The following is a 14,508-nucleotide window of genomic DNA, read 5'->3' on the forward strand; positions in this document are numbered from 1 at the left end:
AGCCGGGGCAGGCGCCGGTGGGGCCGGAGCGGGCGGCGGTGCCGGGGCGGGTGCCGCCGGCGGGGGGGCGATACCGAAACCGAGGGGATTCTTGGTCTGTTCGGCGTAGCCCGGATCGCCGACGGCGGCCTGGATGACCGCGGTCGGATCACCCCACGGCGTGCCCAGCAGCAGTTCCCGGCGCAACCGCGGAATCGTGAGGTCCACGGTGGCGAACAGGTTGATGAAATCGCCCCGGACCCCGTTGTCGACGAGGTACTGCCCGTACGGGAACACGGTCGCGAACTGGAGCGCCGAGTTGATATCCGGTCCCACATCGGCGAGCGCCTTCAAGGTGGGCTCCAGGTTGCGCAGGTTGGTGAGCAGATCGTCGTGCGCCGCGGTCAGGACCCCGTTGGCGGTATCGCTGAAGGTGCGCAGCCGGTCCAGCGCGGTGACCAGATCGGGTCGTTCGGCGATCAGTACATCCAGGGCGGGCGGAATCTTGTGCAGCGCCTCGGTGAGGACATCACGCTGGGCGGCGAACGTGCCGCCCAGCCGGTTCAGGCCGTCGATGGTGGCGACGATATCGGCGCGCTGATTGTCGAGGGTGCCCAGGAAGATATCGAGCCGGTCCAGCAGGGCCCGGATATTCGTCTCCCGGCCTTCGAAGGCGGCGCTGAGGCTGCCGACGATATCGCCGATCTGCCCGAGCCCACCACCGTTGACCACCACCGACAGTGAGGCGAGCGTCTGCTCCGTCGACGGGTAGGTGCCGGTGTCGTCCAGTTCGATCCGCGACCCGGGCGCCAGTTGTCCCTGCGGCGGTTGCCCGGGCGGCGGGTTCAGCGCCAGATGCATCGAACCCAGCAGACTCGTCTGACCGACCCGCGCCTGCGCATTGGCGGGCACCACTTGACCGGGCTGGATGGACACTTCCACCAGGGCGTGCCAGTTCTCCACCGTGATATCGCCGATACTGCCGACCACCACATCGTCGATCAGTACCGGCGAATTCGGGGTGAGCGTACCGACATCGGCCATCTCCACGTACAGCACGGTCGCGTCCGGACCGCGACCGGTGGCGCCCGGTAGCGGTAGCGAATTGACGCCGTCCCAGTTGCAGCCGGTGGCCGTCAACGCCACGCATACGCCACCGAGCACCGCGTTGCGGACACTCCTCTTACGTCTCGATTTCGCCATGTGATCACCGCCCGCCAGGGAAAAGGATGTCGGCGAGCGAAGGCACGGGCGGACCGGGCGGCGGCGGTGGCGGCGCGACCGGGGCGGCGGGCGCCGGCGGCACCAGATGCGGTTCGCTGTAGATGACGTTCTTCGGATCCGCAGAGGGCCCGAGGGCGGGGTTCACCGGGACCGGCAGATAGTTGAAGTTCAACAGCCCGAGGACCGGCCCGAGGTAGTCGCGGCATTTACGCGCCGCTTCCTCGGCGCCGATATTCTCCACGCTGGCGATACCGCCGCAGACGAATTCGATCGGGTTGGAGAAGTTGTTCAGCACGAAAACCCCTGCCTCGGTGCCGGTATCAGGGTTGTAGATGTTGTAGAAGTTGGCCAGGCTGGTGGGGAAGATATGCAGTAGTTCTTCGAGTTCGCCGCGGTTGTTCACCAGGTTCTGGGTGACATCGGCCAACCGCCCGACCTGTTCGGCGGCCTTGTCCCGGTTCTCCGAAACGAACCGCTGCACCTCGCCCACCGCGATGGACAGATTGGACAGTGCCGCGTCGAGGTCGGAGCGGCTGTCGGACAGCACACTGGTCAGGGTCGCCAGCCGGTTCTGGAACTGCACGATCTGCACATTGCTGTCGCGTAGTGCGGTGACGAAGGTCTGCAGGTTCTCGATGGTCGAGGCGATATCGCCGCTGCCGTCGGCCAGGATTCGCCCGACCCCCGACAGCTGGGACAGCACCTGCCGCAGTTTGTCGCCGTTACCGGCGAGCGCGTCGGCGGCGCTGTCGATGAACCGCCCGGCCGGCCCGGAGGCCTGGTCGCCGTCGGGCCCGAGTTCGGTGGCCAGCCGGGTGAGCTGGGTTTTGATCTGGTCCCATTCGACCGGGATCGCGGTGCGTTCCAGCGGGATCACCGTATCGTCGGCCATGGTCGGGCCGTCGCCGCGGTAGGCGGGAGTGAGCTGCACGTAACGGGAGTCCACCAGGCTCTGGGAGACGATCACCGCACCGGCGTCGGCCGGGATATCCACGTCGCGGTCGATATGCATCGTCATTTCCACGGTGGCGCCGCGGGGTTCGATGGCGGCGATCGTGCCGACCTTCACTCCCGAAACCCGGACATCGTCACCCGGGTAGATCGCGGTGGCGGTGGTGAAGACGGCGCGCACGGTGGACGGCGCGAACAGCGTGCGGTTCACCACGACGAACGCGGCGGCCAGCACCGCCACCACCAGGGCGCCCGCGGCCAGCCGGATGATCAGTGTCCGCTTCATCGTGGCGCTCCCGGTTGCGGTACGGGTTGTGGTTGCGGGACCGATCCACCGAACGCCGCGTCGACGAACGGCCGGATCCATTGGGCCGGGATGAGGTTGGCGACGTAGGCGTTGTAGAACGGGCCGCCGGAGACCGCCTCGCCCTGGGTGAGTGACGTTTTCGCCAGGCCCGGAATCGCCTTGGCGATATTGTCCCGGTTACGTTGCAGCACTTCGGCCACCGAGTTCAACCGGTCCAGCGCGGGTCCCAGTTCGGCCTCGTTGTCGGCGACCAGCTGGGTGAGCTGATCGGCGACGGCCGCCGTATTGGCCAGCAGGGTGGCGATCGCCCGGCGGCGTTCGTCGAGCATCCCGATCAGGCTGTTCGCATTGAGCAGCATGGTGTTCAACTGTTCGCTGCGATCGGCGAGGATCCCGGTGACCTCCTGCGAGGCGGTGAGCAGATCACCGAGCGCGGTATTGCGGCTGTTGATCGATTTCGACAGTTCCGACAGGCCGTCGAAGGCCGGACCGAGTTGCGGGGCGATCGAATCCAGCGTGGTGGACAGCATATCCAGGGAGCTGTTCAGGGAATCGGTGTCCATGGCGGCGGTGGTGGTGGTCAGATCGCCGAGCGCGTCGGTGAGCGAGTACGGCGACGAGGTGCGCTCGACCGGGATGGTGTCCAGCGGGCGCAGAGGTTCGTCGCCGTGCGAGACCAGCGTCATGATCCGTTTGCCCAGCAACGATCCCGTTTTGATCTGCGCGGTGGTGTCCGCGCCGAGCGAGACCGTATCGCCGGCGGTGAACACCACGCGCGCCTGTCCACGGTCGAGCTCCACCTCGGTGACGGTGCCGACCTCGAATCCCGAGACGTGCACTTCGTCGCCGGCCTCCAATCCGCCGGCTTCCTCGAACACCGCCTGGTAGCGGACCGTTGTCCCCCAGGCGATCACCTGCTGCGATTGCAGGCCCAGCGAGATGATGCAGACGATGAGCACGATCCCGACCAGGCCGTGCCGCAGTAGGTGTTTTCCGCGGTATCGAAACATCTCAGGGAGCGCACCTTCCGTCGGTCTGTACGGCGGCCGGTATCTCCACGACCTGCCCGGACAGATCGTTGACCCGCAGCGTCAAATCGCACAGGTAGTACTGGATGAAATTGCCGTAGGCCCCGGTGCGCACCAGTTTCCGGAAGTTCTCCGGCGCTTTCTGCAGGGCGGTATCGAGGGTTTGCTTATCGCCGTCGATATTCGCGGCGAGCTGGTTGACCTGGTCGATCGTGCCCGCCAGCGGGGCCCGGCCCTGGTTCAGCAGATCGGCGACGGTGGCGGTGCCGGCCTCCAGCGAATCGATGGCGGAGGCGATGGGGTCGCGTTCGTTGCCGAGCTGGGTGATGAGTTGTTCGAGCCGGTCCACCAGTCCCGAGAACTGCCCGCCCTCGTCGGCGAGGGTGGTCATCACGGTGTTCAGGTTGTCGATCAACTGCTCGACGATCTCGTTGTTGTCGGCCAGGGCCGCGGAGAAGGAGGCGGTGCGGCCGAGAATGGAGTTCACGGTGCCCTCCTTGCCCTGCACGATCTCCAGCAGCGACCAGGTCAGGGCGTTCACATCACGGGCGTTGAGCCCCTGGATCACCGGTTTCAGGCCACCCAGCAACAGGTCCAGATCGAGTGCGCTGGTGGTGTTCTCGATCGGCAGCTCGCCGCCGGCGGGTAATTCGTTGCCGGGGCGGTCGGTGATTTCCAGGTAGCGGTCACCGACCAGGTTCAGATACCGCACCGCGATTTCGGTGCCGCTGGTGAGCGACAGCGAGCGGTCGGCATCGAACTCCACCCGCACCCGGTGATCGTCACGCAGCGAGACCCCGCGCACCGAACCCACCACGACCCCGGCGACCCGCACCGTATCCCCGGTGCTCAATCCGGACGAATCCGCGAAAACCGCCGAGTATTCAGTGGTGGATCCGCTGCGGTATTCGCCGAACACGATGATCAGGCAGGCCGAGAGCACCACCATGATCGCGGCGAAGACACCGAATTTCAGCAGCGGCGTATTGCGGTTGTTCATCGGGGTGCCCCCTTTCCCGCGGCGGCGGGTCCGAACAGTGCCTCGGCGAGCGAGGCCGTATTCAGCGTCAGCCCGGACCGGAACGGCCCGGCCTGGGGGTTGGCCCCGACATCGGTGACCACGAACGGCGGGAAATCCTCGTAGGCGACGGGCAGCATCGAACACTGCGGACCACCCGACGCCGCGACCTTCGGCAGATGCTCCGGGTAGCGGTACGGTTCGACACCCCAGAGGAAGTTCGCCGACAATCCGATGCCCGGCACCTGCACGGGGGTCACCGAGGAGAGGTAGCCCAGCCCGTCCAATGCGCATGTCAGCGCCTGGTGATAGCGGTTGGTCAACTCGGTGGTCGGTGCCAGGACGTCCATCGCACTCACCAGGCCGGGCCCGCTCTCCCCCACCACCCGGTTACCGGTATCGGCGAGCCCGATCAGGCTCATCAGCAGCACATCGAGTTGCTGCTGTTCCTCCACCACGGTCCGGCTCAGCTGGGTCGCGTTGCCGACGGTTTCCAGCAGCGCGGGCGCCGCGTCCGCATAGGTCCGGGTGACCTCCGGTGCCATCGCGAGATCCGCGCGCAGGGCCGGCAACCCGGGTTCCACTTTCGCCAGGAACGCCTCCAGGTCCACCATCATCTGGCCCACCCGGTCACCGCGTCCGCGCATCGCGGTGGCCAGCGCGCCCAGGGTTTCGTTGAGCTTTTCCGGCTGGATCTCACCCAGTACCCGGGTGAGCTGCTCGAACACCGTGTTGATCTCGACCGTCACGTTCTCGGCGTCGAACACCTGCCCCGCCTCGAGGTGCCCCGAAGCGGGCTGCTCGGGTGGGACCAGCTGGATGTACTTCGCCCCGAATACCGTGGTGCTGGCGATATCCACGGTCACATCGCCGGGTATCCGGGTGAGATTGCCCCGGTCGATGGCCAATTCGATCTCCGCGGTGCCGTCGGCCCGTTCGACGATGGAATCCACGGCGCCGACGGTCACTCCGCGCAGTTTCACCTCGGCGTCGGGGTACATCACCAGGCCGGCGCGTGGCGCATGCACGGTTACCGCGACGGTATCGGCGAAGCCACCCCGGAACAGGGTCACCGCGAGTACCACGATCGCCATACCCGCCGCGATCGCCACGAGGCCGGCGGCCGGGCGGGCCAGCGGTTTCAGCCGGCCGGCCCAGCGGCGGCGTCCGGCGGGCCGCCGCGGCGGCGGTGCGCCCGGCGGCGGGGGCGCGGCCGCCCACGGTTGTGTTTCGTTTCCCACCAGCGCCATCCCTACCCCGACAGCTCGAAGTTTCCGTTGGACCCGTACACAGCCAGCGAGACCAGCAGCGTCACCGAGACGACCGCGATCAGCGAGGTCCGCACGGCATTACCCACCGCGGTGCCCACCCCCGACGGCCCGCCGGCGGCGAAGAACCCGAAGTATGTGTGGATCAACAGGATCGTGATCGCCATGAGGATTGCCTGCAGGAACGACCAGAGCAGGTCGATCGGGTTGAGGAAGGTCGCGAAGTAGTGGTCGTAGAGTCCCGAGGACTGGCCCAGGATCACCACCGTGGTGAACCGGCTGGCCAGGAACGAGGCGATCACCGCGATGGCATAGAGCGGGGTGATCGCGATCATTCCGGCCATGATGCGGGTGCCGACCAGGTACGCGATCGGCTCGATCGCAATGGATTCCAGCGCGTCGATTTCCTCGTTGATCCGCATGGCGCCCAGTTGCGCGGTGACACCGGCCCCGAACGTGGCCGCCAGGCCGATCCCCGCGACCACCGGCGCGGAGATCCGGACATTGATGAAGGCGGACAGGAACCCGGTGAGCGCCTCGATGCCGATATCGCCCAGCGAGCTGTACCCCTGGACCGCGAGGGTGCCACCGGTGGCGAGGGTCAGGAAGCTGACGATCACCACCGTGCCGCCGAACGCCGCCAGCGTGCCCGCGCCCATACTGATCTCCGCGATCAGCCGGATCGTCTCGCGTTTGTAGCGCCAGGCCGCCATTGGCGCGAACGCCAGCGCCTTCACGTAGAAGATCGCGTGATCGCCGACCCGGCCGAGTACGTCCACCGGTTTACGCAGCCGGCGGATCAGTACGGGGTACCGCGTGGTGAGAACCTCGGAGGCTGTCATCGAATCCCTCCCCTCATCCGGTCGTCAACTGGATGCCGATCGCCGTGACCATCACATTGATGACGAACAGCGACATGAACGCATAGACCACGGTCTCGTTGACCGCGTTACCCACCGCTTTCGCGCCGCCGGTGACGATCAGTCCGCGGTAGCAGGCGACGATCCCGGCGACCAGCCCGAACAGCAGGGCTTTCACCGACGAGATGACCACCTCGTTGATACCGGTGAGCAGGGTGATCCCGGCGACGAACGCGCCCGGGTTCACGTCCTGGACGTACACCGAGAACACGTAGCCGCCGAGCACCCCGATGATGCAGACCAGATTGTTCAACAGCAGCGCCACCAGGCCGGACGCCAGCATGCGCGGCGTGACCAGCCTTTGTACCGGGTCGATTCCGAGGACTTCCATGGCCGCGATCTCCTCGCGGATAGTCCGCGATCCCAGATCGGCGCACATGGCGGTGGCGCCGGATCCCGCCACGATCAGCACCGTGACCATGGGGCCGACCTGGGTCACGGCGCCGAAGGCGGCGCCGGCGCCGGAGAGGTCCGCGGCGCCGAGTTCGCGCAACAGGATGTTCAGGGTGAAACTCACCAGCACGGTGAACGGAATCGCCACCAGCAGAGTGGGAACCAGCGAGACCCGCACGATGAACCAGGACTGTTCGAGGAACTCCCGGGTCTGGAACGGGCGGCGGAAGGCGAAGCGCACCGCGTCGGCGGTCATGGCGAACAGGCCACCCACTGTCTGCAGTGGGCCCTCGAAACGGTCTCGCAGCCGGACCAGGTAGGGCGTTCGGATGGTCATACCGGCCTCACGACATCGGATGCGGTGGCCGACATGCCGCGGAATTCGTCATCGAAGTACTCCTGTCGAACGATCGACGCTCGGTGGAATACGCCGGCGCGCGCTTCCACCGAGTCGGGGCGGCTCGCGAACGAGCCGCGGCATGACGGGCAGCCCCGTTCTCCGGCTACGGAGTTCGATTGCGGCCTGCGGCCGCTGTTTTCGGTCCGATGGCTGTGCCGTCCCAGTCGGTGCTGCTGTCACATCTGTCGGTGCGGAAATGTCATTCTCGATTTCGAATAGGATGGCATCCAGTAGCCGAGAACACAATACTTGCGGGCAACTTTGCGGAAACCACCAGCAAGAGTCGGTGCGCCTACGGCAAGCATCGGCCGAAAAGCCTGCGAGCAGGGATGATAACCCCACGAAACCGGCTCCGAGGTGGGAAATCCCGACTCGCACACCCCGGAGAATCGTGAAGATCAACGTTTCAAAATTTGCCCGGCGCCGTTACCCTGGGCACGCCGATCGTTGAATTCGCATAATTGCGTGCAGGCCCCGGCGAAACACAACGGATAAATCCGCAGAAACCCCCTCGGCAACACCGTAAAAATCGATGGCCCTCACCGGCGGAGACCCCGGAAACCGCCCCGGCCACATCCCCCGCGACCATTGTCCGGGTCAGCCCATCACCTACCGACCCGGCCGGTCGTCGTTCATCTCATGGATATCGGAGCGAGCCCACGCCCGCCGTTCCTATCCACCCCTGCGCGCGTCAGACCGCCGGAACGAGATCCGCGCAGACCGGCGCGTATTCCATGGCGCCACTGCGGAATATCTCGCTGGGCGTCACCGCGGCAGCCGAGAGCCCGGCCGCCACCAGAGCCTGCGCCTTGAATGCGCGGGCCGCATAACTCAGACGGTGCAGTACCGGGTCGACACCGTGATCCTGCCCGGCCGGCCAGCCGTCACCCCAGACGACGACCTCGATCCCGCGATCCTCCAGCGCCCGCAAGACACCTTTACGCGCCCGGCCGTCTCTACTACAGACATCGGCGTTCACGGCCAGCGCCTGCGGCAGTCGTCCCGGCACCTCGGTCGCCAGCACGGAGTCGAGCTCGCGCACTTCGGCGCCGAGTATTTTCAGCGGGCGGATATCGGACGGCTGCGCGAGCAGGACCGTCACCTCCCACCCGGCCACCGAACGGTCGAACAACCATCCGCCGGCGAACTGGACCGCATCGGCCACGGTTGCCGCCACCACATCGAGCCGGTACCTCATCACATCTCCTTCGCCGCCAAGTCGCGGGCCAGCGACTCGGTGTAACCGTTGAAAACTTCGGCCAGCGGGATCGAACGATCGAGCAGCCACGAGATCTCCATTCCGTTCAGAAAGGCGACGATCTCGACCGCGCGCATCCGCGGATCGATATCGCGCCGGTACCGGCCGCTGTCCTGGCCCCGCCGAATCGCCTGGGTGACGAGTTCGACGGCCGTGCGCCACCGATCGAGCATCCGATCGTGTAGTGGCGCCTCGGGCATGAGGTTCTCGACGAGGAGGACGACGAAGGTGCCGACCAGCTCCGGAGAACGTTCCATCCTGGTGACGACCTTGCGGATCTCCACGATGAGATCACCGGCGATATCGGCGTCCTCCAGATCTTCGGCGTCGCGAGCGTCCAGGACAGCGTGCAGCAGCTGCTCTTTGGAAGAGAAGTGATGCAACAACCCCGCGGAGGTCACTCCGGCCTCACCGGCGATCTGCGCCAGCGTCGTGCTGCGCCATCCGTTGCGGGTGAGGAGACGCTGGGCTACGGCGAGTATGCGCTGCCGGCGATCCTCCCCTTTTGCGAGGAGTGAGGCATAGGGACGAGGAGCTGTCATGGTCCGAACCCCGATCTGACAAACCTAGTGAACACACAGTAGGTTGGTTTCCGGCCTGTGACAAGGGTTACAAAGAAGTTGCTGCCGCACCGGAGTTCACCTGCGGCCCGAGGTCGGTGCGATACGCGAATCGACCCCTCGAAGGTCCCGCCGATGGCCGTTCGGAACCCCTTATGAAAATAGCATTCTCATGGATTCAACCGGGCTGTAACGAGCCAATCGACCCGAAGGCGTAGAACGCCACTCTCCTGTTGTGATAATGTCGTTTTCAGCTTGGCGGGTCAGCCCACCCGGCTTCCGGCCGTCCACTCCGTCGCCGGGGCGCACGTGACGCCATAGCGGTCCGGTATGACTGCCGCGCCGACGGTCGGTGGCCCGGGGCATGACCGCCGACGGCAAATTCGCGAATCAAACGATCCATTGGAGGGTCACGATGCCGACTTCGCCCAGCAGCGCCCCGCTCTACCCCCCACAGGGATTCGGCCCACCCAAGGACCGCCGGGGCCGGGCCGAGGGCAGCCTCGGACTACCCGCCGGCACCGAGGTCTTCTCCGCCGACAACCACATCTCGCTCGCCGACGACATCTTCTACGAACGCTTCCCCGAGGAGCTGCGCGACAAGGCGCCGCGGGTGTGGTACGAGGAGGGGGCCTACCAGATCGGGCGTAAGGGAAAATCGTTCCTGCCCGGCGATTTCAGCCGGGTCCTGATGCAGTACGACCCCCTCGACGGCTCCGGCAGCACCAACCTCGAGGCTCGAGGCGCGGACCTGCGCGCCGACGGGATCGACAAAGAGCTGGCGTTCCCCAATTCGCTGCTCGCGCTGCTGTTCTACCCGGACAAATCGGTTCGCGAACGCTGCTTCCGCATCTACAACGAATACATCGCCGAAGTGCAGGAGCGGTCCGGCGGTGCGCTGTACGGGGTCGGGTTGATCAACTGGTGGGATGCCGACGGCGCCCGCCGGACCCTCACCGAGCTGAAAGCACTGGGGCTCAAGACCTTCCTGCTGCCACTGTCGGCCGGTAAGGACGACGACGGCGCGGTCATCGATTACGGCAGCACCTCGATGATCGGCGTCTGGGACGCCATCGAGGAATCCGGCATACCGGTATCGCACCATATCGGCGAATCCCCGCTGTCCGCGCCGTGCGAGGTGAACAGCGTGGTGGTCGGGATGATGCACAATGTGGCCCCGTTCCGGGAGCTGTTCTCCAAGTACATCTTCAGCGGGATCATCGACCGGCATCCCGGTCTGCAGATCGGCTGGTTCGAGGGCGGTATCAACTGGGTCGCCTCGGCCCTACAGGACGCCGAACATATGCACGCGTCCTACCGGCATATGTACAACCGGCCGCTGGACCACGAGGTCCGCCACTACTGGGACAACCATATGCGGGCCTCGTTCATGGTCGACCCGCTGGGCCTGGCCATCATCGACCAGATCGGCGTGGACCGGGTGATGTGGTCGTCGGACTACCCGCACAACGAGAGCACCTTCGGCTACTCGGAGAAATCCCTGGCCTCGGTCGTCGAGGCCGTCGGTCCCGAGGCGGCAGCGCGCATCGTGAGCGGAAATATCAAGGAATTCCTGGGCGTCTAGCCCGCGCGACGCCGAGAAGGACCACATTCGATGAGTGCGTTTCCCGCCGCGACGACCGCGGCGATCGAGATACCGGATCTCCCGGACCGTGCGCGGATGCGCCGGGAGACCGGGGCCCGCCTGCGTTCGGCCATGGCCGAACGCGGGATCGACGCGGCGATCCTGCTGCTGAACAACAATGTCGTCTACGCGACCGGAGCCAACTGGCCGCTCGGCGATGCGGGCCTGGCCCATGTCGAACGGCCGGTGGCGGTGGTGACGGCCGACGACGAATGGCCGCATCTGTTCCTGCCGTTCCGGGCAGGCGCGGCGGCGGAATCCGAACTGCCCGCAGACCACCTGCATCCGCCGGTATACCTCGAATTCGACGAGGGAGTAGCGGATTTCGGACGGAAACTGGCCGAACTGGTACGGCCGGGCGCCACCGTCGCGGTCGACGAATTCACCGGCGCCATGCTGCGCGCGCGGGACCGGCTCTTCCCCGGCACCGAGGCGGTGGACGCTGCCACGGTGATCGGACCCGCCAAGCTGATCAAAACACCCGACGAACTGTCCTGTATCCGCAAAGCCTGCCGGATCACCGAGGAAGCCGTCGTCGATGTCCAGGCGTCGCTGGCGCCGGGCGTCCGCCAGATCGACCTGTCCGCGGGCTTCGTGCGCCGCGCATTCGAACTCGGTGCCACCGCGACCATGCTCGACGCCATCTGGCAGGTCATGCCGGACAGCAAAGCCGACGGGGTGTGGACGACCCACGGGGATCTCGCCCTGCCCCTGCTCACCACCGAACGTGAGCTGAAGGCCGGCGATGTGCTGTGGACCGATGTCAGCATCACCTACAACGGCTACTGCTCGGATTTCGGGCGCACCTGGATCGTCGGGCAGGACCCGACACCCCGCCAGCAGGCGCAGTATCGGCAGTGGCGGCACATCCTGGAAGCGGTCCTCGCGCAGATCCGCCCCGGAGCCACCGCCGGGCAGCTCGCCCGGGCGGCCACCGACGCGGCCGGTGGGCAACGCCCCTGGCTGCCGCATTTCTATATCTCGCACGGAATCGGCGTGAGCGCCGCCGAGATGCCGATGATCGGCACCGATCTCGGCGCCGAATTCGACGATAATTTCGTGCTCCGCCCCGGCATGGTGCTGGTCCTGGAACCTGTGGTCTGGGAGGACGGCACCGGCGGCTATCGCAGTGAGGAGATCGTGGTGGTAACCGACGGAGGCTGGATGCCTCTCACCGACTACACCTATGCCCCCTATGGCGACTGAAATCCTGCCGGACGATCGCGCGCTGCGGGCTGGGCGCCGCGAGCGTGTGCTGGCACAGATGCACGCCCATGATCTCGATGTGCTGATCGCCGGACGGCAGGCCAATGCCCGCTATCTGTCCGGGGCACCCCAGCTGTGGGTCGCCGGGACCCGGCCGTTCGGGCCGGTGGCCCTGCTGATGCGGCAGACCGGTGCGGTCCACCTGCACAGCACCTGGGACGAGGGGATTCCCGAGGACATCCCGCACGAGAACCTGTACGAAACAATGTGGGATCCGCGCAATCTCATCGCGGTTCTGCGCGATATCGACGGCGCGGCCACGGCCCGGCGGGTCGGTACCGACGCCTTGTCACCGGCATTCGCCCAGCTGCTGCCCGTGGCGTTCCCGAATGCCGAGATCGTCGACGGCGAACTCGCGTTCCGGGCGGCGCGGCGGATCAAGACCGCGGCCGAGATCGAGACGATGCGCGCCGGGCTGCGGGTCGCCGAACAGGGTCTGGCCGCGGCCCTGGCACAGCTCGCGCCCGGGGTCACCGAACAGGGTCTCGCGGGCGTACTGCTCGAGGCCTGCGCGGCCGGCGGTGTGAGCACACCCGCCACCCAGGATGCGGCGTGGGTGACCGCCCGCGACCATCCGTGGCGGCGGGCGAGCGCGGACCGGCGGGTCCAGGAGGGCGATCTGGTCGCCTTCTCCTCGGGCGTGCTCGGCGACGGATATATCGGTGAGGTCGGGCGGACCTGGCCGGCCGGATCGGTCACCCCCGCCGTCGAAAAACTGTACGGCCGCTGGAACCGACTGTGGGAGAAGTTGTTACAGGCCTGCCGGCCCGGCGCGCCTGCCTCCGGACTCCTGGACTCCTACCTCGACGCGGGCGAACCCCTGCCCGCCATGCCGGTCGCCCGCGGGCTCGGTGTGGGGTTCGACCCGCCGGTCGTGGCACCGGCGCTGCGCGGTACCGCCGACGCGGAGCAGCTCGAACCCGGAATGGTCCTGGCCGTCACCGGCTACGTCTGGGCCGAGGGGGTGGGTGCGGTATTCGGGCGCGACGCCGTGCTCATCGGTGACGACGGACCGCAGGTGCTGACTTCGAGTCCGTACTGGGAGCAGCAATGAGCACCCGGAAACCGGCCGCGCGTGCACGTGCCGGAAGCGAAGGAGCCGCGGAAATGCCCGACGACGGAGCCCGGAACACCACCGGCGGCACGACAGCGGAGGCCGAGGACGCCGGGCAGGAACCGGACCAGCCCGGCGCCGAGGAGATCATCCGGTACTCGAAGGATCCCGCGACCCGTATCGCCACCATCACCTTCGACCGCCCCGATCAGCTCAACGCCCCCACCATGGCGGCGCGGCTGCGCTACGGCGACCTCATCCACCGCGCCAGTATCGACGACGAGGTCAAAGTCCTGGTGATCCGCGGCACCGGCGACGATTTCGGGTCGGGCGCCGATCTCGGGGAATTCATGGCCGTCCAGAACGACCCCGACCAGGGCCCGCGGCTCAGCGAATACAAGATCGGCCCCGACGAGGTGCGGTACCCGCCGAAAGAATCGTTCCGGCACGGCGCCAGTATCAGCCAGTGGTACGCCAACGCCCAGGCCGGCTGCCGGAGCCTGCAGGAGTTCAAGAAGATCAGCATCGTCGAGGTGAAGGGCTACTGTTACGGCTGGCATTTCTACCAGGCCGCCGACGCCGATCTGGTGATCTCCGCCGACGACGCCCTGTTCGGGCACCCCTCGTTCCGGTACTACGGCTGGGGGCCGCGGATGTGGACCTGGGCGCAGACCATGGGGTTGCGAAAATTCCAGGAGATGGTGTTCACCGGCCGCCCGTTCTCCGCGGCGGAAATGGCCGAATGCAACTTCCTCAACAGCGTGGTCCCGCGCGCGGAACTCGAGGCCGAAACCGCGAAGTACGCCCTGGCCTGTGCCCGTAACCGGCCCACGGACACGGTGTTCATGCAGAAGGTGTTCTTCGAGATCATGAAACAGCAGCAGGGCGAATACATGGGCAGCCTGCTCAGCGGTTTCTTCGAATCGATGGGTGGCCATATCCACGCCGACGACAACGATCTGATGCTGGACAACGCCTTCGACGACGGTCTGAGCAACTCGGTCAAGGACAACGACAGCCGCTTCCCACCGGAGTTCCGGCTCAGCAGATCGGGCCGGCGGAAAGCCGAATAGTGAGCAATGGAATCCGGTCGCACCGCGCCATCGCCGAGCGAGCGCGAGCTTCGCCACCGCCGGTTGCCCGTCCCGCCGTGGGGGGGGGGGGCGCACGCGCGGGCCCGGCCCCCCCCGAACAACGGGCGGGGGGGGGGGTGCCGCGCCCCGGCGGCGCCCGGGGC

13 protein-coding genes are annotated in these 14,508 nt (G+C 66.7%); 4 read left to right on the forward strand and 9 right to left on the reverse strand.

Annotated elements, in window-relative coordinates:
- The 9 genes from QH196_RS14150 to QH196_RS14190 all read right to left on the reverse strand — a co-directional run.
- The coding region (locus QH196_RS14150) for an MCE family protein (protein ID WP_280416245.1) at positions 1–1,182 on the reverse strand (1,182 nt) is incomplete at its 3' end.
- Between the two features lie 4 nt (positions 1,183–1,186).
- Entirely contained in the window at positions 1,187–2,440 is a 1,254-nt protein-coding gene (locus QH196_RS14155; protein WP_280416246.1) for an MCE family protein, read from the reverse strand.
- Positions 2,437–3,471, reverse strand: a complete 1,035-nt coding sequence (locus QH196_RS14160; RefSeq protein WP_280416247.1) for an MCE family protein — start codon at positions 3,469–3,471, stop codon at positions 2,437–2,439. The genes QH196_RS14155 and QH196_RS14160 overlap by 4 nt, the downstream gene beginning before the upstream one ends.
- 1 nt (position 3,472) lies before the next feature.
- Complete coding sequence (locus QH196_RS14165; RefSeq protein ID WP_280416248.1) at positions 3,473–4,489, reverse strand: MCE family protein; 1,017 nt, start codon at positions 4,487–4,489, stop codon at positions 3,473–3,475.
- The gene (locus QH196_RS14170; RefSeq protein ID WP_280416249.1) at positions 4,486–5,748 is read right to left on the reverse strand and encodes an MCE family protein; all 1,263 of its coding nucleotides are present in this window, start codon (positions 5,746–5,748) and stop codon (positions 4,486–4,488) included. Before QH196_RS14170 ends, QH196_RS14165 begins: the two co-directional genes overlap by 4 nt.
- An 11-nt stretch (positions 5,749–5,759) precedes the next feature.
- Positions 5,760–6,617 carry an MlaE family ABC transporter permease gene (locus QH196_RS14175; RefSeq protein WP_280416250.1) on the reverse strand — a complete coding sequence of 286 codons (858 nt, stop codon included), beginning with the start codon at positions 6,615–6,617 and terminating at the stop codon, positions 5,760–5,762.
- Positions 6,618–6,630: 13 nt separating this feature from the next.
- On the reverse strand, positions 6,631–7,425 hold the full coding sequence (locus QH196_RS14180) for an MlaE family ABC transporter permease (RefSeq protein ID WP_280416251.1): 795 nt from the start codon (positions 7,423–7,425) through the stop codon (positions 6,631–6,633).
- 754 nt (positions 7,426–8,179) lie between these two features.
- A complete protein-coding gene (locus tag QH196_RS14185; protein ID WP_280416252.1) occupies positions 8,180–8,686 on the reverse strand; it encodes a hypothetical protein in 507 nt (168 codons plus the stop codon).
- Complete coding sequence (locus QH196_RS14190; RefSeq protein ID WP_280416253.1) at positions 8,686–9,288, reverse strand: TetR/AcrR family transcriptional regulator; 603 nt, start codon at positions 9,286–9,288, stop codon at positions 8,686–8,688. The genes QH196_RS14185 and QH196_RS14190 overlap by 1 nt, the downstream gene beginning before the upstream one ends.
- A gap of 433 nt (positions 9,289–9,721) precedes the next feature.
- Here QH196_RS14190 and QH196_RS14195 point away from each other — a divergent pair, with 433 nt between their 5' ends.
- From QH196_RS14195 to QH196_RS14210, 4 genes are read left to right on the forward strand one after another with little or no spacing between them, the layout of a single operon-like run.
- Positions 9,722–10,891 carry an amidohydrolase family protein gene (locus QH196_RS14195; protein WP_280416254.1) on the forward strand — a complete coding sequence of 390 codons (1,170 nt, stop codon included), beginning with the start codon at positions 9,722–9,724 and terminating at the stop codon, positions 10,889–10,891.
- A 30-nt stretch (positions 10,892–10,921) separates the two neighbouring features.
- Entirely contained in the window at positions 10,922–12,157 is a 1,236-nt protein-coding gene (locus tag QH196_RS14200) for a M24 family metallopeptidase (protein ID WP_280416255.1), read from the forward strand.
- Positions 12,147–13,271 (forward strand): M24 family metallopeptidase, encoded by a 1,125-nt coding sequence (locus QH196_RS14205; RefSeq protein WP_280416256.1) that lies wholly within the window; start codon positions 12,147–12,149, stop codon positions 13,269–13,271. The genes QH196_RS14200 and QH196_RS14205 overlap by 11 nt, the downstream gene beginning before the upstream one ends.
- Before the next feature lie 53 nt (positions 13,272–13,324).
- Positions 13,325–14,344: an enoyl-CoA hydratase/isomerase family protein gene (locus QH196_RS14210; protein WP_280416257.1), complete on the forward strand. Its 1,020-nt coding sequence runs from the start codon at positions 13,325–13,327 to the stop codon at positions 14,342–14,344.
- Positions 14,345–14,508 lie beyond the last annotated feature (164 nt).

The organism is Nocardia carnea, assembly GCF_029868325.1.
Taxonomy (GTDB): domain Bacteria; phylum Actinomycetota; class Actinomycetes; order Mycobacteriales; family Mycobacteriaceae; genus Nocardia; species Nocardia carnea_C.

Excerpts from the sequence above, each read along its gene's own strand:
- QH196_RS14155 (WP_280416246.1), bottom strand. The coding sequence starts at position 2,440 with ATGAAGCGGACACTGATCATCCGGCTGGCCGCGGGCGCCCTGGTGGTG.
- QH196_RS14160 (WP_280416247.1), bottom strand. The coding sequence starts at position 3,471 with ATGTTTCGATACCGCGGAAAACACCTACTGCGGCACGGCCTGGTCGGG.
- QH196_RS14165 (WP_280416248.1), bottom strand. The coding sequence starts at position 4,489 with ATGAACAACCGCAATACGCCGCTGCTGAAATTCGGTGTCTTCGCCGCG.
- QH196_RS14175 (WP_280416250.1), bottom strand. The coding sequence starts at position 6,617 with ATGACAGCCTCCGAGGTTCTCACCACGCGGTACCCCGTACTGATCCGC.
- QH196_RS14180 (WP_280416251.1), bottom strand. The coding sequence starts at position 7,425 with ATGACCATCCGAACGCCCTACCTGGTCCGGCTGCGAGACCGTTTCGAG.
- QH196_RS14185 (WP_280416252.1), bottom strand. The coding sequence starts at position 8,686 with ATGAGGTACCGGCTCGATGTGGTGGCGGCAACCGTGGCCGATGCGGTC.
- QH196_RS14190 (WP_280416253.1), bottom strand. The coding sequence starts at position 9,288 with ATGACAGCTCCTCGTCCCTATGCCTCACTCCTCGCAAAAGGGGAGGAT.
- QH196_RS14195 (WP_280416254.1), top strand. The coding sequence starts at position 9,722 with ATGCCGACTTCGCCCAGCAGCGCCCCGCTCTACCCCCCACAGGGATTC.
- QH196_RS14200 (WP_280416255.1), top strand. The coding sequence starts at position 10,922 with ATGAGTGCGTTTCCCGCCGCGACGACCGCGGCGATCGAGATACCGGAT.
- QH196_RS14205 (WP_280416256.1), top strand. The coding sequence starts at position 12,147 with ATGGCGACTGAAATCCTGCCGGACGATCGCGCGCTGCGGGCTGGGCGC.
- QH196_RS14210 (WP_280416257.1), top strand. The coding sequence starts at position 13,325 with ATGCCCGACGACGGAGCCCGGAACACCACCGGCGGCACGACAGCGGAG.